13 protein-coding genes, 3 pseudogenes and 1 other annotated feature are annotated in these 18,572 nt (G+C 33.2%); of the genes and pseudogenes, 14 read left to right on the top strand and 2 right to left on the bottom strand.

From position 1 onward, the window contains the following. Positions 1-177: 177 nt before the first annotated feature. On the bottom strand, positions 178-891 hold the full coding sequence (locus tag ABH957_RS28595) for a class I SAM-dependent methyltransferase (RefSeq protein ID WP_088099322.1): 714 nt from the start codon (positions 889-891) through the stop codon (positions 178-180). Between the two features lie 585 nt (positions 892-1,476). Here ABH957_RS28595 and ABH957_RS28590 point away from each other — a divergent pair. The 7 genes and pseudogenes from ABH957_RS28590 (at position 1,477) to ABH957_RS28560 (ending at position 7,917) form a co-directional block, all read left to right on the top strand. Next, on the top strand, positions 1,477-2,028 hold the full coding sequence (locus tag ABH957_RS28590) for a recombinase family protein (protein WP_404512784.1): 552 nt from the start codon (positions 1,477-1,479) through the stop codon (positions 2,026-2,028). Between the two features lie 22 nt (positions 2,029-2,050). Further along, entirely contained in the window at positions 2,051-2,206 is a 156-nt protein-coding gene (locus ABH957_RS28585) for a hypothetical protein (RefSeq protein WP_377896064.1), read from the top strand. A 9-nt stretch (positions 2,207-2,215) separates the two neighbouring features. Then, positions 2,216-3,154 (top strand): alpha/beta fold hydrolase, encoded by a 939-nt coding sequence (locus ABH957_RS28580; protein ID WP_404512782.1) that lies wholly within the window; start codon positions 2,216-2,218, stop codon positions 3,152-3,154. Positions 3,155-3,156: 2 nt separating this feature from the next. Further along, a pseudogene (locus ABH957_RS28575) lies at positions 3,157-3,749 on the top strand (type 1 glutamine amidotransferase family protein). Between the two features lie 405 nt (positions 3,750-4,154). After that, positions 4,155-4,393: a binding site (T-box leader), on the top strand. Between the two features lie 45 nt (positions 4,394-4,438). Beyond that, positions 4,439-5,473, top strand: coding sequence for a phenylalanine--tRNA ligase subunit alpha (gene pheS / locus ABH957_RS28570; RefSeq protein WP_404512780.1), 1,035 nt, complete (start codon positions 4,439-4,441; stop codon positions 5,471-5,473). Positions 5,474-5,714: 241 nt separating this feature from the next. Continuing rightward, positions 5,715-7,144: pseudogene (locus ABH957_RS28565) on the top strand (IS4 family transposase). Between the two features lie 335 nt (positions 7,145-7,479). After that, complete coding sequence (locus ABH957_RS28560) at positions 7,480-7,917, top strand: hypothetical protein (RefSeq protein WP_404512778.1); 438 nt, start codon at positions 7,480-7,482, stop codon at positions 7,915-7,917. A 407-nt stretch (positions 7,918-8,324) separates the two neighbouring features. Here the strand turns inward: ABH957_RS28560 and ABH957_RS28555 are convergent, their stop codons facing one another. Then, positions 8,325-9,230 carry a TetR/AcrR family transcriptional regulator gene (locus ABH957_RS28555; RefSeq protein WP_016093733.1) on the bottom strand — a complete coding sequence of 302 codons (906 nt, stop codon included), beginning with the start codon at positions 9,228-9,230 and terminating at the stop codon, positions 8,325-8,327. 192 nt (positions 9,231-9,422) lie between these two features. Here ABH957_RS28555 and ABH957_RS28550 point away from each other — a divergent pair, with 192 nt between their 5' ends. The 7 genes and pseudogenes from ABH957_RS28550 (at position 9,423) to ABH957_RS28520 (ending at position 18,523) form a co-directional block, all read left to right on the top strand. Then, entirely contained in the window at positions 9,423-10,922 is a 1,500-nt protein-coding gene (locus ABH957_RS28550; protein WP_002204021.1) for a DHA2 family efflux MFS transporter permease subunit, read from the top strand. 144 nt (positions 10,923-11,066) lie between these two features. Continuing rightward, positions 11,067-11,198 carry a hypothetical protein gene (locus tag ABH957_RS28545; protein WP_258550634.1) on the top strand — a complete coding sequence of 44 codons (132 nt, stop codon included), beginning with the start codon at positions 11,067-11,069 and terminating at the stop codon, positions 11,196-11,198. Between the two features lie 169 nt (positions 11,199-11,367). Then, on the top strand, positions 11,368-13,137 hold the full coding sequence (locus ABH957_RS28540; protein ID WP_404449122.1) for an ABC transporter ATP-binding protein: 1,770 nt from the start codon (positions 11,368-11,370) through the stop codon (positions 13,135-13,137). After that, positions 13,124-14,980, top strand: coding sequence for an ABC transporter ATP-binding protein (locus ABH957_RS28535; RefSeq protein ID WP_404449120.1), 1,857 nt, complete (start codon positions 13,124-13,126; stop codon positions 14,978-14,980). Before ABH957_RS28540 ends, ABH957_RS28535 begins: the two co-directional genes overlap by 14 nt. 1,225 nt (positions 14,981-16,205) lie before the next feature. Continuing rightward, positions 16,206-16,423 (top strand): annotated as a pseudogene (locus ABH957_RS28530) (DUF2187 family protein); the annotation flags it as partial. A gap of 316 nt (positions 16,424-16,739) precedes the next feature. Continuing rightward, positions 16,740-18,017: a right-handed parallel beta-helix repeat-containing protein gene (locus tag ABH957_RS28525; RefSeq protein ID WP_404512776.1), complete on the top strand. Its 1,278-nt coding sequence runs from the start codon at positions 16,740-16,742 to the stop codon at positions 18,015-18,017. Continuing rightward, positions 18,017-18,523, top strand: a complete 507-nt coding sequence (locus tag ABH957_RS28520) for a nitrous oxide reductase accessory protein NosL (RefSeq protein ID WP_404457088.1) — start codon at positions 18,017-18,019, stop codon at positions 18,521-18,523. The genes ABH957_RS28525 and ABH957_RS28520 overlap by 1 nt, the downstream gene beginning before the upstream one ends. Positions 18,524-18,572 lie beyond the last annotated feature (49 nt).

The raw sequence follows: 18,572 nt of genomic DNA, 5'->3' as shown, positions 1-18,572 counted from the left end.
CAAAACTAAAAGGCATGAGCCCAGTACAATACCGGACCCATGCCCAAAAGGTTGCCTAATGAAATAATCAGTCTAACTTTATGGGGTCACTTCAAAGGAGTCGGCTATTTTTTTTATGTAATCCTTGCTAGTGAAAATAAATAATATAATTTACTTATAGTAATACATCTTTTTTCATTATTTAGTAGACTCTTTCATAAATAAGGCTGTCCATAGCGCAGGCACACCAAATACTTCATTTGATTGTTTAATTTCTTTCATCTTACGTATTTCTATTTCAGAGAAGTCTTTAAAAATGGTTCTTAGCTTTTCATCTGTAAATCCTAGTCCTCCTTTAAGACTTCGTAGTCTGTATACTTCCCAATCTGTTATGTCTGCTCCACCTAATTCTCCACCTTGAACAAAGCAAGTGATTGCAAAATGCCCATTTGGTTTTAAAGCTTTTTTTACCAAATTTATATAACTTATTCTTCTGTGTGGAGCAATGTGATGAAGACATCCCGAATCATACACAATATCATATGCTCCCTCTTCAATTTGTAAGTCAAAAATATTGTCGCAAATAAAATTTACATTTACATTTTGTTCTTTCGCTCGTTCTGTCGCCCATTGAATTGATTCTTGCGATAAATCTACTGCATCAACTAAACATCCTTTTTTAGCAAAGTAAATTGCATTCCTGCCTGGACCACATCCGAGTTCCAGGACTTTTCCTGGATTAAGTAATTTTCCCTCAAAATATTTCACTAAATTCTCATCTGGTTTATTAGCAAAAAAGGGGATTCCTTTTTCACGATTAGAATAAAAATCATCCCAAAACTGAGTTGGTTCACGTAATAATGAATCTAACATCTCTAATAAATCTTCATAACTACTAATTGTTTCTCTCAAAATGATCCCTTCTTTACAATTAAATTTTATACTTTAATTGTACTAATAATTCTAAAAATTGTTGTTTCACCGGTGTTAAAATCACTTTAAATTGAAATAAACTTGAATACCCTAAACATTGCTATTTATAGTCATTTAACACACATAAAGGTCCTAATTTTTTCTTTTATATCACGTTAAAGGCAATTGGTTTACTCTTTCTTAAAAACTCATCATACGTTTGAAAATGCTGTTAGAATTAAAGGCTAATTTCTATTTTTCAAACTTTCCATTACAAATATTACAATGATTTTACAGAAAATGATTACACGTTCTTGTTAAATAAATCTGTTCCTTTAATCCTGTATGGATATTCCCAAAAGTTTATCTGCATCAAATTAAAAAGGATGACATTTTCCAACTTACTTTAGCCTGTGTACAGAAAATTGTCCTTTTCTGAACATGCACCTTTTTACTCCCTGAAAGGTGTCTTTTACTGTTTTAAACGTAACATAACTCCGTTCATTAATCTATGTTCATTAACTATATAACTATCAACTTATGTTACAATGAAATCAAAGGTAAAATCAGAAAAGAGTGGTTTTGGTGTTAATTGGATATGCACGTGTATCAACAGGATTACAAAATTTAGATTTACAGTCAGACGCTTTAACGCAACATGGTTGCAAGAGAATTTTTCACGACAAAATAAGTGGAGCAAAAAAACAACGTCCCGGTTTGGAAGAGGCACTTAAGTATGCACGCAAAGGCGATACGATCGTCGTTTGGCGATTGGATCGACTAGGACGCAACATGCAAGATTTGATTCAAATTGTGAACGGCTTAAATGAACGAGGTATTGGCTTTCATAGTCTGCAAGAAAACCTAACAATGGACAAAAGCAATGCAACGGGGCAATTAATGTTTCACTTGTTCGCAGCGTTTGCGGAATTTGAACGTAATCTGATCGAAGAACGCTCGGCTGCGGGACGAGAAGCTGCCAAAGCTCGTGGGCGACTTGGTGGGCGCCCGGAGAAGTATGGACCAAAAGATATTGAAATGATGAAAGCTTTAATTGAAAGTGGGACACCGATTAAAGATGTTGCGGAAAAGTGGGGTGTGTCTCGCACGACGATTTATCGCTATTTAGAAAAATAGTAAATCAGAAGGGTTGATGTCTATGCAAAACGAACTTCCTCCATTAACAGCTTATTCAGAAGAACAACGACAAGCAGCGATGGTAAAGTATAAAATCATTGCGCCTTATCTTATCGACGAAAAAACATTAACTGTTATTACAGAGGAAACCAGAATTTCAAAAACGATAGTAAGGTAGGAGAAAAAAATGAAAACTCAAGTGTCAGACTATATAAAAATAGGCGCTTCAAAACAATTTATTTCTATTTTTGGTGAAGATAACAATCTGCCTCTTTTAGTGTATTTGCATGGTGGTCCAGGTGATGCGGCTTTACCACTGATTTATAAATATAACTCGGAACTTGGAAAAACGTTTAATGTTGTAGTCTGGGAACAAAGAGGTGCTGGAAAATCCTACTATACTTTTTTGGAAGAGGAACAAATATCTATTGAAACTTATATAGAAGACCTATACAGTTTAATTCATTATTTGTTAGAAACGTTTAAACAAGAAAAAATTTACCTTTTAGGACACTCGTGGGGAAGTGTAATAGGCTTAATTTTTATTAAAAAATACCCAAAGCTTGTACATAGTTATTTTGGATGTGGTCAAGTAGTTAACATGAAAAAAGGATTGAAGTGTCAATATGATTTTGTTCTGAAAGAAAGTCAAGAACAAAATAAAAAAAAGATTGTTCAGCGATTGAAAAATATTGACCTTTCATTGACTCAAAAAGATTGGTTAAACGATTTGCTATTTGTTACTAAATTAGTAGTTCGTTACAGACATTCTTTATACGGAAAAAAGAATTACAACCAACTGGTAAGGGATTTCATTTTTTCATCAAAGTACACATTTAAAGATTTAATCAATCGCGAAAAAGGGAGTCTACAATCTATACAATATTTGTGGCAAGAGCTCATGGAAATTGATTTTAGTGAATACAAGAGTTTCGATGTACCAATTACGTTTTTTGAGGGGCGTCATGATAGGCATGTTTCTTCTTCATTAGTAGAGGATTACTATCACACAATAAAAACGACAAAAAAACTCATTTGGTTCGAAAATTCAAGTCATTTTCCCCAGTGGGAAGAGTCAGTCAAGTTTAATCAGTCTTTGATAAGTATCAATAACGAGGGAGTGTAGTTATGAAAAGGGCGTTATTTCTTATATTGGACAAGTACGCAGATTTTGAAGGTGCTTACCTATCATCAACATTAAATCAAAGAGCGGATTGGACTGTTAATACTATTTCTTTAGATCGCATTGTAAGTTCAATAGGTGGTTTTAAAACCACTGTCGATTATATTATTGGGTCTGAACCTGAAGATTTTAATTTACTAGTAATGATTGGTGGAAATTCATGGAGTACGATAATAAAAAGCTTTTAGAGTTAATCAAAACTACATTTCAAAATAATATTCCTATAGCAGCAATATGTGGTGCTGTTGATTTCTTGGCAGAGAATGGTTTACTGAATAATCATAACCACACTGGTAATTCAGTTTACATTTGGAACGAATATGAAGGTTATAGTCCAAATAGTAGTTTTTTAGAGAAACAAGCAGTAAGAGATAAAAATTTAGTTACTGCAAATGGAACGGCTCCTATTGAATTTACTGATTTAGTTTTGGAACTGATTGAATTTGATACTCCTGAAAATATTGAAAAAATGATGTATATGAATCAATATGGGTTTTATAATTATTGTGATAAATATGGGAACCCGTATATTAATTAATTTATAGCAATCAATCTTCCAGAAACGGGGCGCGATTGTAGCACAAGAAATTAAAGGGGTGGCGATTGCCATCTCTTTTTTATTTAGGCCTGTGCAAAATAACACTTAAAATAGATGCAAATTAACTCCTAAAGTGACAGGTTTTTAGAGAAGTTCACTTACCCTATCCAAAAACGGTCGTTTATGGTGATTTTATCCATGAACTAATGAATTAAATGGCTTTTTTTATTTTGTTCAACAATCGGGCCATATTCTTGAATAAGAGAAAGAATTATTGGAAAGTGAATCGAAGCTCTAATTTATTCAATTAACGGGGGTTAGTTAAAGAATAATTATAAAAATCACAATAAACTTGAATTTATTGGAAAAAATATCTATAATAAAATTTATAAAAAACTTTATAGGCTAAAAACAATGACAGAGAATAGTAACTTAACGATCACACCATTAAAGGGAAGGAATGCCATAGACTGAAAGCATTCCTATGGTGAAATAAGTGAATTCACCTCTTGAGTTGTCACTTGGACCACTAATTTTAGTGTAAAGGTGTATCGGAGTATCCGTTATCTTAATGAAGGTGAACAACATTTATTTATTATTGTTAACTTGGGTGGTATCGCGAGAGTAAAAACCTCGTCCCTTGATTGGGGCGGGGTTTTTTATTTTTTTTAAAAAGGAGGGCATTATTAATGCAAGAGAAATTAAAAAAACTTGAACAAGAAGCTATTGAAAAAATTAAAAATACAGAGGGTTTAAAGGAATTAAATGATATTCGTGTAGCTTATCTAGGAAAAAAGGCTCCTATTACAGAAGTCCTTCGTGGAATGGGTAAATTATCAGCAGAAGAACGTCCTAAGATGGGGTATATAGTAAATGAAATCCGTGAAGAAATAGCCAGACAGATTGAAGAAACACAAAAATATTTTGAAAAGCTTGAGGTTGAGAAAAAACTTGCAGAAGAAACAATTGATGTGACTTTACCAGGAAAGCCTATCAAACAAGGAAACCGTCATCCTTTAACAGCAGTCATTGAAGATATTGAAGATTTATTTATAGGAATGGGATATTCAATTGCAGAAGGTCCTGAAGTGGAATTGGATTATTTTAATTTTACAGCCTTAAACCTTCCAAAAGAACATCCAGCACGGGATATGCAAGATTCCTTTTATATTACAAATGAGATTTTGCTCCGTACTCAAACTTCTCCAGTCCAAGCGAGAACTATGGAAAAGTTCAAAGGAAAAGGTCCAGTTAAAATAATATGCCCAGGCAAAGTTTATCGTCGTGATAGTGATGATGCAACACATTCTCATCAATTTATGCAAATTGAGGGCTTAGCCGTAGCAGAAAATATTCGTATGAGCGATTTGAAAGGAACCCTAGAAGTATTTGCTAAAAAAATGTTCGGACAGGAACGTGTAATTAGATTACGCCCAAGTTTTTTTCCATTTACAGAACCTTCTGTAGAAATGGATATATCTTGTTTTAGATGTAGTGGAAATGGATGTAGTTTATGTAAAAAGACGGGGTGGATTGAAGTCTTAGGTGCTGGGATGGTACATCCAAATGTACTTGAGATGTCTGGCTTCGATTCAAAAAAGTACACTGGATTTGCTTTTGGAATGGGAGTAGAACGAATAGCTATGTTAAAGTATGGTATTGATGATATACGGCATTTCTATGCAAATGATATACGTTTTCTACAACAATTTAAGCGAGCATAATAGATACTTTAAGAGAATTCTTATTCAACAATCGGGCACCTTAATGAAGTAACTAAAGCCTAATTTCTTGGTGTTAAAAGCGAGAAATTAGGCTTTTTTATCCTGAATTTCTCTTAGCGTATGTTTTCCACGTTTTGTTGGTAGGACCCCATCGCTATCAAGCTAATAAAAAGAAATGCCCCCTAAAATGAAAAAATACGCTATTCTTTCTGTAGAATCATAGGAAAGGATGGCGTTTTTTATGTCTGTTTCTGTGTCTAACGAATTACAACTATTTGCTCAAGAGATTCAAAGTGCCCTATCTCCAAATGCCTTACGAGATCTTGCTAGAGATGTTGGCTTTGTACAACGAACCAGTAAGTACCAAGCAAAAGATTTAGTCGCTTTATGTGTATGAGTGAGCCAAAATGTAGCTATGACTTCTTTAACTCAGTTATCTAGCTGTTTAGAAGCATCAACAGAAGTACTCATCAGCCCTGAGGGCTTGAATCAACGATTTAATAAAGCGGCTGTTCAATTTTTACAACACCTATTAGCTGAACTACTAAACCAAAAACTGACCTCATCTATGCCAATTTCTTATCCATATACTTCTGTTTTCAAGCGTATTCGTATTTTAGATTCAACTGCATTTCAACTTCCGGATATATTTTCATCAATTTATCCTGGTGCGGGAGGATGCAGCCATACAGCGGGAGTAAAGATACAGCTTGAGTATGATTTATTAAGTGGACAATTCCTTCATATTCATACAGGTCCAGGTAAACAACATGATCGAACCTACGGTTCCCTGTGTGCCCCAACTGTAACAGCGAATGATTTATGTATCCGAGATTTAGGTTATTTTCATTTGAAAGATCTTCAACATATACAAGATAAAAAGGCTTATTATATCTCACGTATCAAATCGAATACACGTATTTATCAAAAGAATCCAAACCCTGATTATTTTCAAGATGGCAGAATTAAGAAGGGTACAGAGTATATCCAAATAGATTTGGAGGTTTTAATGAACTCTCTTAAGCCAGGACAAACATATGAAATATCCGACGCTTATGTAGGAATGACTGATAAAGTACCAGCTCGTGTGATTGTTCATCGACTAACAAAAGAACAACAACAAAAACGATTACACGATCAAACGGTAAGAGAAAAAAAGAAAGGAATGAAATATTCTGCTCGTAGTAAACGACTTAGCGGTATCAATGTATATATGACAAATACCCCTATAGATATTGTCCCGATGGGACAAGTACATGATTGGTATTCTTTACGTTGGCAAATCGAGATTTTATTTAAAACATGGAAATCATTCTTTCATATTCATCATTGTAAAAAGATAAAACGAGAACGATTGGAATGCCATTTGTATGGGCAACTGATTGCCATTCTACTTTGTTCTTCTACCATGTTTCAAATGCGGCAATTACTTCTTATGAAAAAGAAACGAGAACTGAGTGAATATAAGGCCATATATATGATTAAAGATTACTTTTTTCTTCTTTTCCAATCAATACAAAAAACACCCAAGAGCTATCAAAGGTGTTACTTCGCCTGTTCAATCTCCTACAGCAAAACGGGAGAAAATCTCATCGATATGAGAAGAAAACAGTCTTTGATATATTAGGTGTCATTTACAATTGTACCATGTTTGATAATCAAGCGGCTTAAATCAAAAAATTGAAACCCATTAGGGTTTATTTCGTATGCAAATCTTTAAATTCCCTACACGTAGCTTTTAAAAAAAAAGAAACAACCTCTACTATAATTAACGTTGTATGTGCTTAGCTTGATAGCGATGTGGTAGGACCCCATGCCCATCAACCTAATATTTTTAATTCCCCCCATAACGAAAATTTTATGCATCGTTGACTGTTGATAATAATGCGTTATGTTAACTCCCTATGAATATCATATACAATAGGATTTCTCTATTTGGAGTACGAATTTAATTATTATTAATAAATTAAATTATGAATTTATGTTAACAAAGGTGGGAAAAGCGTATGTCTGATAAGTCCCCTAGAAGTGGCTTACGAATCCGATGTGAACAAGGAGTCCATCCTGAAGTAAGACGAGCCTGTTTAGAGTTTGGAAAGTGGCTACGGGAAGAATTCGAATTTCCTATTCGAGTTGTTGTTTATTTGAAAAAAGATTATCAAATTAAAAGTCAGGTTGATAAGGAATTAGTATCGGGTACATTTTTTGGTCCTTTTAACAAAAATGAAGAACCGTATATAAGAATAGCTACTGGTGATTATTTAGAAATGTTGGAGAAGTATGGTCAAGATAATGCACTTGCTGCTATTCTCGGTACATTTGCCCACGAATTAGGACACTATTATCAATGGATTGATGATGACGATGAGTTAGAAGAAGAAGGGGCGGAAAACAACAGAGAATACATGTTAGATTTATACGCTACTGTTCGTGAACATCCGTAGGTTAACTTCAGATAACGATAATTATGTAAATAAGCTGTCTATATAGACAGCTTATTTTTTTTGCTTAGCTTGTTTTTTTCCGAAATGCTAGCGGTATCCCATCGTCCTCAAGTTAAGAAATTTATTATCCCCCAAAAACGAACTAAATTCATATAAATAGTTGTAGAGAGATGAAAATTTCGTTTTGGGAATACTTCAAAATAGTAGTTTGATGGGGCAGCTGAGATACGTGTAAAAATAGATTATGGGATTACTTTTAGTTCAAATCTGATTTTAAGCTGAATTTTTCACATATACATTCGTATTTAATTGTATAGGATGTTTACAAATTAATTAATCTTTGTTGAAATATTTTTCCTTAGTTTGAACCGAGATGCAATTGGATTATCATTCTTACTTACAATTTTTTATGAAATCGGATGATAATTCATACTTTTTAAAATTTCTTCGTACTGTATATACTCCTGCCTCTTATTGAGTTCATGACTGTTTTTCAATGTTGATAAAGCACTCTCGATTAAAAATATCCTCGGATTTTCCTTATTATACATAATTTCTTCTTGTATAAAATGTAACAGACTTAAATAGGTAGTTATTTTCTGTTCTTTATCATTTAATGTCTTCTCAATTGTTTTTTTTAAGTTTAACGTAGCAATTGAGAACTCATTATTAAAAAAATCATTGTAACTTGATTGAGGTAATAATTCATTTATGTGATCGGGTGTAAATAGCTGAATGTCTTTTTTACTAATATCTTCTAAGATGGTATTTACTCGATCCATACAATATGAAACAATCTGCTTTGTTGTAATTGTTTCATTCCAGACATTATTCGTATGAAGGATATTCTGCAAAATACCAATGAAAATAACTGCACAATCCATTAAATAAATTGCTTTATTCTCTGGGAAGATATTTAAGAATCGTTTATATACCCAATTTAAAAATAGATATTTAGACTGTTTTATGAATGTAATCAACTCTGGATCATTAGATACAATCACGTCTTCGATTAATTGCATTAATTTATTTTTTTTATTAAGCTCCATTATAAGAATAACTTGTTCTATATAGACAGTGATATCTGTACAATCTTCTCCAATGAGTAGTTTATCCCGTTCTATTTCTATCTCTTCTAGAATGGAACTAAATACAGTTTTAAACAGTTCGCCTTTGGAAGAAAAATAATTATAAAAAGAACCCTTTGAAATCCCACTATGATTTAAAATATCTTGAATAGATGTAGCATGATATCCCTTTTCAATAAATAATTCATGTGCCTTATCTATAACATACTTTTTTTTCTTATTCACTATCTGCACTCCTTTGTAATTTATGCTTCCATATTTATAATAAGATTATAACAAAAATATACCATCCGTACAATTTTGTACGGATGGTATATTTTTGTTGATAATAGACCGCTAATGATGTATCATAAGTTTTGTTAAACCGAAAGTATATAAATGTACACGAAGTACAAAAGGTGAAGGGAGTGTATATATATGTCCGAAAAACAATCAAAAACTTCTTTTGGATTATTGTTTATATTAATGACTGGGGCATTCGTTGCTTTATTAAGTAACACGTTACTTAACATAGCTCTACCAGCTATTATGAAGGATTTTGATGTGAGTGCTTCAACCGTACAATGGTTGTCGACGGGGTACATGTTAATCAATGGGATTTTAATCCCGACAACTGCATTTTTAATCAAAAAATATACAGCTAGACGTCTATTCTTAACCGCTATGGGATTATTTACAGTTGGTACATTAATCGGTGGATTTGCACCAAGCTTTCCAATATTATTATCTGCTCGTATGATTCAAGCTTCAGGAGCAGCGCTTATTATGCCGCTACTAATGAACGTATTATACACAACATTTCCACCCGAAAAACGTGGTTCCGCTATGGGAATGTTTGGTTTAGTAATGATTTTCGCACCAGCTATTGGTCCAACTTTATCTGGATGGGTTATTCAACATTATGATTGGCCAATTTTATTCTTAATGATGGTACCAATTATGTTCTTAGTCTGGATTTTAGGTTACTTTAAATTACAGGATTATAAAGAAAAAACTAATGATACCATTGATGTTTTATCCGTCGTGTTATCTGCGTTAGCCTTTGGTGGTATTTTATATGGATTTAGTTCTGCTGGTAACAGCGGCTGGGATTCACCAAATGTTTATTTAACAATTGTATTAGGACTGGCATCATTAGTCGGGTTAATCGTTCGTCAATTTAAGCTTGATGAGCCAATGCTTGATTTTAGAGTATATAAATATCCAATGTTCGCTCTATCATCCGTCATTTCTGTTGCGTTAAATATGGCAATGTTCTCTGCCATGCTGTTATTACCGATTTATCTACAAAACATTCGTGGCATTTCTGCTATGGATTCTGGTTTACTCATGTTACCAGGAGCATTAATTATGGGGATTATGATGCCAATTACAGGGAAATTATTTGATAAGTTTGGTCCGAAAATGTTGGCATTTATTGGCTTAGCTATCGTGATTGTTACCACATTCTTATTTAGTCAGCTAACAGGTTCAACAGGGTATACGCATTTAGTCGTCTTATATGCAGCACGTATGCTCGGTATTTCAATGGTTATGATGCCGATTATGACGAACGGTTTAAATCAATTACCACCAAAATTCACACCACATGGTACAGCAATGAATAGTACAATTCAACAAGTATCTGGAGCAATTGGTGGCAGTCTACTTGTTACAATTATGTCTAATCGTACGGCAATACATGTAGAAGAAATGATGACGGATACTATGGGCAAGCTAACAAGTGCACCTACAGGTGATGCTTTATTAAAAATACAACAGCATATTTCCATGGAAGCGACTATTTCAGGAATCAATGATGCATTTCTTGTCTCAGCTGTTATTGCTGGTTTTGCATTTATTCTCTCATTTTTCCTTAAGCGGACAACAGTTCCAATTTCGGATCAATCAGATGTGCTGAATGAAAAAATAAGTTAGTCGATTCAAAGATGATTCTCTTTTTTACCAAAAAGAATGTAAACCAGAAAGGATAGAAAGATTCTCTGGTTTACATTCTTCTATATCTATGTGAAAGTTTGTCAAACTTGTTTCTTTCGTTAATATATTAAAATTCTAGATGAAATGAAAATAAAATTTGAGATAGCTGATATCATTTCTATGGATGCTGGTAAACAAATCATTTTAGAGAAACACGAACAAGGAATTAAGAAAATGGAAATGAAACTGAAAAAGCTTCGGAAAGAAGACGTGTAGAAGTTTGTAGAGCTTTCAAAGCGTTTGTTCTTATAATCATATATAAAATCCCTTATAGGCTTCGGAAAAATGGGCAGTTTTAATGTGTATTGCTAAATTTGTAGTTCAGCACTGGACTGCATAATAATTTTTCGAATATCTTACACTATAAGGTAAAAGGGGAATCGATATGTTGAAAATATTTAAGTATTTAAAAAAGAATGAATGGATACTTGTTCTATTAAGTATAGCATTCATTACAGTACAGGTTTGGCTTGATTTAAAGCTACCGGACTATATGGCTGAAATCACGACATTAATCCAAATGGAGGGTACGAACTTTTCTCAAATTATTGGACCTGGAGCATATATGCTACTCTGTGCAGTAGGAAGTATGGTTACTGCTGTTATTGTAGGATACTTTGCTGCTAAGGTTGCAGCGGGATTATCAAAACGTCTACGCGGATTAGTTTTTGATAAAACTTTATCTTTTTCGTTGGAAGAAATTAATCGTTTTTCGATAGCAAGCTTGATTACTCGTTCAACTAATGATGTTACGCAAATTCAATTTATTGTGGCAATGGGATTACAGATAATTGTAAAAGCACCAATTCTAGCTGTTTGGGCAATCATGAAAATTTCAGGAAAGAGCTGGCAATTGACAACAGCGACAGGTATAGCAGTTGTCGTTTTATGCATGATGTTAGCTGTGATTATTCTATTTGCAATACCAAAGTTCAAAATCATCCAAACTCTTACTGATAATTTAAACCGTGTAACTCGTGAGAACTTAACAGGGATGCGCGTCGTACGTGCCTATAACGCTAAGGGCTATGAAGAAAATAAATTTGAAAAAGCTAATATGGAATTAACAAAAACAAATCTTTTTGCCAATCGTTTAATGGCAATTATTGGACCAGGAATGACTGCGATTATGTCTGGTTTAAGTGTTGCAATTTATTGGATTGGTGCTTATTTGATTAACGAAGCACAGATGATAAATCGAATTACAGTTTTCTCGGATATAGTTGTTTTCTCAGCGTATGCCATGCAAGTTGTAATGGCGTTTATGATGGTAAGTATGATTTTTATTATGTTACCTCGTGCTACGGTATCAGCAAAACGTATTATGGAAGTACTTGAAACAGAAGCGACAATTAAAGAGGGTACAGTTACAGAAGGAAAACCAGGTATTGTGGGAGAGATTGAGTTCCGCAATGTTAGCTTTAAATATCCAGATTCAGAGAACCATATTCTTCGTAATATTAGCTTTACTGCAAAAAAAGGAGAAACGGTAGCTTTTATTGGATCCACGGGGAGTGGAAAAACAAGTTTGGTAAATTTAATTCCTCGTTTCAATGATGTTTCTGAAGGTGAAGTATTGGTTGATGGAATAAATGTAAAGAATTACAGACAAGAAACTCTACATGATAAAATTGGCTACGTTTCACAATCGTCTGTGTTATTCAGTGGTACTGTAACTTCTAACGTTTCTTATGGAGAATCTGGACATATGGATTCATCACTAAATGCTGTCAAAGAAGCATTGGAAATTGCACAAGGGAAAGAATTCGTGGAAAAACTTGAAGGACAATATGAAGGGCAGATATCACAAGGTGGTACAAACGTATCTGGGGGACAAAAACAGCGTATATCGATTGCTCGTGCAATTTATCGAAAACCTGAAATATATATATTCGATGACTCGTTTTCGGCATTAGACTACAAAACAGACAGGGTTCTACGTTCTGCTTTAAGAAAAGAAACGAAGGATGCCACTACCTTAATTGTTGCACAGCGCATCGGAACAATTAAAGATGCAGACCGCATTATTGTTCTTGAAGAGGGAGAAGTAGTTGGGAATGGAACACATGAACAATTAATGGATAACTGCGAGACGTATCAAGAGATTGCATATTCTCAGCTTTCGAAGGAGGAATTGACTGATGGCCAAAAATGATTATACCATTGGAGATCATGAAAAAAACTCAAAAAATGAGAGACAGATGGGCGGAGGGCATAGTCCAATGGGTGGCAGGGCCCAAGGACAAAAAGTAAACAATTTCAAAAAAACGATTCAACAGCTGATTTCCTACTGTAAGTCTTATGTACCCATTGTTATTTTCGCCTTAATATTAGCTTTTGTGGGTTCTGCATTTAATGTATATGGCCCAGAAAAATTAAGTGAAATGACCGACATTATCCAAGAAGGGATTAGGGGTGACATTGATTTAGGTGCAATCAAAAATATTGGAATCATTTTAGTGGTTCTTTACGGATTAGGTTTGGTATTTAATTATATACAAGGGTTTATAATGGCAACGGTAACACAAAAAATCACAAAAAAAATGCGTACAGAATTATCGCAAAAAATGAATCGAATCCCTTTAAGTTACTTTGATAAAACGAGTTATGGAAATATATTAAGCCGTGTAACAAATGATGTTGATACAATTGGCCAAACGCTAAATAACAGCCTAGGACAATTAGTAACGGCAATCGCAACTTTTGTTGGCGCATTGATAATGATGTTCTATACCAACTGGATTATGGCTATAACAGGAATTGTTGCAACCTTAATTGGATTTATTCTAATGACATTGATTATGAAGCGTTCTCAAAAATACTTCGTACAGCAGCAGGCTGAACTTGGGAAAATCAATGGACATATTGAAGAAATGTATGCAGGTCACCATATCGTAAAAGCATATAACGGCGAAAAGGAAGCAAAAGAATTATTCCATACAATCAATGATCGTCTTTTTGATAATGCTTGGAAATCACAGTTTATGTCTGGGATTATGATGCCTATCATGCAATTTATCGGGAACTTTGGGTATGTAGCAGTTTGTATTGTTGGTGCATTACTTGTGACAAATGGTGTAATTACAATTGGAACAATCGTTGCCTTTATGGTCTATATTCGTTTGTTCACACAGCCTTTATCACAATTAGCACAAGCTGCAACGAATCTGCAATCTACAGCAGCAGCAAGTGAACGCGTATTTGAATTTTTAGCAGAAGAAGAATTGTCAGATGAAAGTGAAAAAACAATGAGATTAGACAATGTCAAAGGGGATGTGGAATTTAATCATGTTAAATTTGGCTATGATAAAGATCGTCTAATCATAAAAGACTTCTCTGCTAAAGTGAATGCAGGACAAAAAGTAGCTATCGTAGGTCCAACGGGCGCTGGAAAAACGACATTAGTCAATTTATTAATGCGATTCTATGAACTCAACAGTGGAGAAATTACTATTGATGGTGTTCCTATAAATCAATTAACTCGTGAATATGTGCATGATCTATTCTGTATGGTACTTCAGGACACATGGCTATTCGAAGGGACGATTCGCGACAATATTGTCTATTCCAAGGAAAATGTTTCAGATGAAGAAATCATAGCAACATGTAAAGCAGTTGGGCTGCATAATACGATTAAAAACTTATCTAAAGGTTATGATACCGTATTAAATGATAAAGCGAATTTATCAGCTGGACAAAAACAATTAATTACGATTGCCCGTGCGATGATTGAAAATGCCCCATTATTAATTCTAGATGAGGCTACGAGCTCAGTTGATACACGTACGGAATTATTAATTCAAAAAGCAATGGATCGTTTAACAGTTGGGAAAACATCTTTTGTCATTGCACACCGTCTTTCGACGATAAAAAATGCTGACTTGATCCTAGTGATGAAAGAGGGAGACATTTTAGAAACTGGAAACCATGAGGAGTTACTAGCCAAAGGTGGATTCTATGCGGATCTGTATAATAGTCAATTTGAATCAGTCTCTTAAGTATTAATTACTAACTTCTTTCTCAGGATCCTTGTTGCTAAAAGCTGGTGAATGAAGTACGAAGGTATAGTAGGTAGGGCTAGAAATAGATATAGACTCTTTCCAGACCATAAAATTAATTTACTGGATGAGGTTGGTTGAAATGGCTTAAAATTAATTGTTAATGATATACTGACAAAAATCCCTCTTATTAATCAGTATCCTTTAGGTTTCACTGTGGGATTATGGAGTATTTTAACTGCCATAATGATAGGGTTAAATATAAAAAGATGGATTGTAAATCGAAAGTAAAAAAAAGTTAAACAGTCTATTTAGTAATAAATAAAAAGAATCTATTTTGGGAGTTTAATCAAAATGGGTTCTTTTTTGTTTGAATAATGTTTTTTATTTATAAAAACATTGAGTGCAACTTACTTGAAATTCCGCTTCAAAAGGTACGCCTTTTGAAGTAGTTATATTTCTATAAAAATCAATGTGTCGAAAGGTTCGAGAAAACATTTTGAAGGACTTCAAAAATACATAGACCTTTTGAATCATATATGAATTGTTGGGGGGAAAGTTTTCCTTCAAGATAATGTAACCCTCATCATCCATCAAAAACATTATATTTATATTAATAAATTAATGGAAATGATGGTATAGGTCATTAGGTAAGAAGGGGAGCATCTTGCACAAGATTAAATGTGGTTAGTTCTGTAAATCTATAAAATTTTAGTTTAGAGTTTCTTGTCCCAACCAATATCTAAAAGCGAAAGTTTAGACTTTCTTGTCTAAATAGTTTGGAGTTTCATGTCCTTGTACAACAAATCATTAATTGTAAAAAGACATAAAAGTCTAAACTAAAATCTCATGAACAATCGTTGATAAATAGCCATTATCATAAATTTTGTAGGTACTTTCATGTCTCAATAACTGGACATGAAAGTCTAAACCTTTTGAACATAGGACAAGAAGGTCTAAACTACTTAGCCAGTAATAATATAATATTTGAAAGTGAATTTTTGAATGTTAATTTACTTTCATTTTAATATAAAAGTGCTATACAAAATCCATAAAATAATTAAGTATTTATTTTATTTAAGATTGAAGTCTTATCGGTATAATTACTGCAGTAGAGGCTATGAAAAATAGGATTACGTGTTCTTTTATAAACTTGCCAACCAGTATGAAGAAGCAAAAAAGGGGAAACCTATTGAATAATTAATGATAATTTAGGGGGTACCAAATGGAGCATAACAAAAAGGCAGCAATTGGGGATTACGTTCAATTTTCATATCGTAAAAATCCTAACTTGCAATTAACGGGATTTGTAGTGAGTGTTCTGCAGAATACAATTGTTGTAGATGTTTCACAAATAATGAAAATTGAAGTAGATGATGTTAGGCAAGTAGTAAAACATGGTACTATAAAAAGGTGGTACATACGCAAATAAAAAATAATGTTCATAACTCTTATACGGCTGCCTTAACAAACTTTTCTTTTGTACGTAATTCAATAACTACTTGTAGTAATTTCTTGACTGGGTTTATATAAATATCGTATGTATAATTGCGAATAAATGAGTTGTAGGTATTGGCTTCTTTAAACAAACTTATTTGTTTAAAAATCATGTTCTAATGAAGTGTAGTAACTCTTTTACCTTCAGGTATAATCTTATATGTATCACAAAAACTACGTTTATTTTTCACAAATTTCACACAAATTATTGGTATTCTCTTCTATAGTGATAACTAATAGCTTTGAGAGAAGGGAACTGTATATGAAGAAGATTTGTTCTCCTCTTCTGTTATTTTTATTTTTTTGTTTTCCAGGAGTAAGTATTCATGCGGAGTCTACATTACAATCAAAAATTGACGCGGCTTCCCCATATGAAACAATTACATTAGAGAATAGAGCTTATAATGAAACAATTAAAATATCGAAACCGCTTACAATACAAGGAGATAAAAATACTAAAATAATCTCTTGTGGTAAAGATCCTGTCATTACAATAAATAAGGAAAACATTATCCTTAAAGATTTGAAAATAGAACAATGTAATGATAGTACTAATCAGCCAGCAATATTTGTAGAGGGAGATAAGCACTACATCAGTGGATTGGAAGTTCATACGTCATATATAGGGATTAAGTTAGAAAATGCTAGGGATATAAAGATTGAGAATAGTATGATCGTTGGACAAAGACGGGCTAATGGAATTGATTTATGGCAATCCAATCGCAATCTTATTGAGAACATCAAAATCCAAAATGCCCGTGATGGTATTTATTTGGAACAAAGCGACAATAATACAATAAAGGAAAATACAATCTGGCAGTCTCGTTATGGCATTCATCTTATGTATTCTGATAGGACAGTTGTTGAAAAAAATATATCAAAAGAAAATACAACAGGTGCTATGATTATGGGAACAAAGGAAACATCTGTAGTAGGAAATCGCTTTATTTACAATAAAAGTAATGTTCATGCACAAGGCTTATTACTATATGATGCGACAAAAACAAAAGTTTTACAAAATGAAATTGCTAATAATAGAGTAGGGGTTTATGTAGAAAAGGCAGATCACAATACTATTATGGATAACTCAATTTCTAATAATTTTATCGGTTTACAATTTAAAGATGCCAGTGCAAATGAATTTACTCAAAATGTAATAATGGGGAATGTTAATGAATCGCAAGCTACACAAAGCAGGGAAAACAATATCTATAATAATTATTGGGACGCTTCTTTAAAAGTAGATGCAGACGGTTCAGGTACTAGTAATATTCCATACAAAGCAGATGCCTATTTTCTTCTGTTAACACAAGATATTCCAGAATATCAGTTGTTCTTTCAATCACCAGGGATGCGTATTTTACAAAGTTTCATAAAAATTCCAGATCAATCTTTATTGCTAGATAAAGAGCCTAGTATGAGGCCAAAAGGTGTTCCGCAAAAAGGTGAGGGGACGGCATTTCAGTCTAACATTTTGATTGTAAGTGTAAGTATGTTACTAATGGGAAGTATATTGTTTATTTTAGGGAGGAAAAATTGATGAGAGTTAAGTATATGTTATTTGCTATTTGTTTATGTATGGTATTTGCCATAGTAGGATGTGGTAACAAAGAAACAAAGCCGGTTGCTATTAATGAAAAAAATGATAAGTGTGATATTTGTAATATGGCAGTAATGGATAATCAATTTGCAACTGAGGTTATTTTAGAAAATGGAAAAGCTCTAAAATTTGATGATATTGGTTGTATGTATAAATGGATGGATGAACATAAAAATGAAAAAACACAAGAGAAATTTGTAAGAGATTACAATACAAAAGATTGGGTTGCAGTGGATAAAGCTACATATATATATGACAAATCAATTAAGACGCCAATGGCTTATAATGTAATTTCTTTTAAAGAAAAGAAAGATGCAGACAGCTTCGTAGAAAAACATACTGGGAAAATCCTTTCTTCTAAAGAGCTTGCAGAACATAAATGGGAAATGAATAAAGAGATGATGGGAAAAGAAAAGAAAGATCATGGTAGTGGACATTCTCACTAATAAGTGATTATTACTATGAAAAATTAGTGAGAAAAAGACAACCAACTAT

This window comes from Bacillus sp. RC242, from assembly GCF_044908245.1.
GTDB classification, from domain to species: domain Bacteria; phylum Bacillota; class Bacilli; order Bacillales; family Bacillaceae_G; genus Bacillus_A; species Bacillus_A mycoides.
Note: the sequence above shows the minus strand (reverse complement) of the source record. Positions and strands in the feature narration are given on the sequence as shown.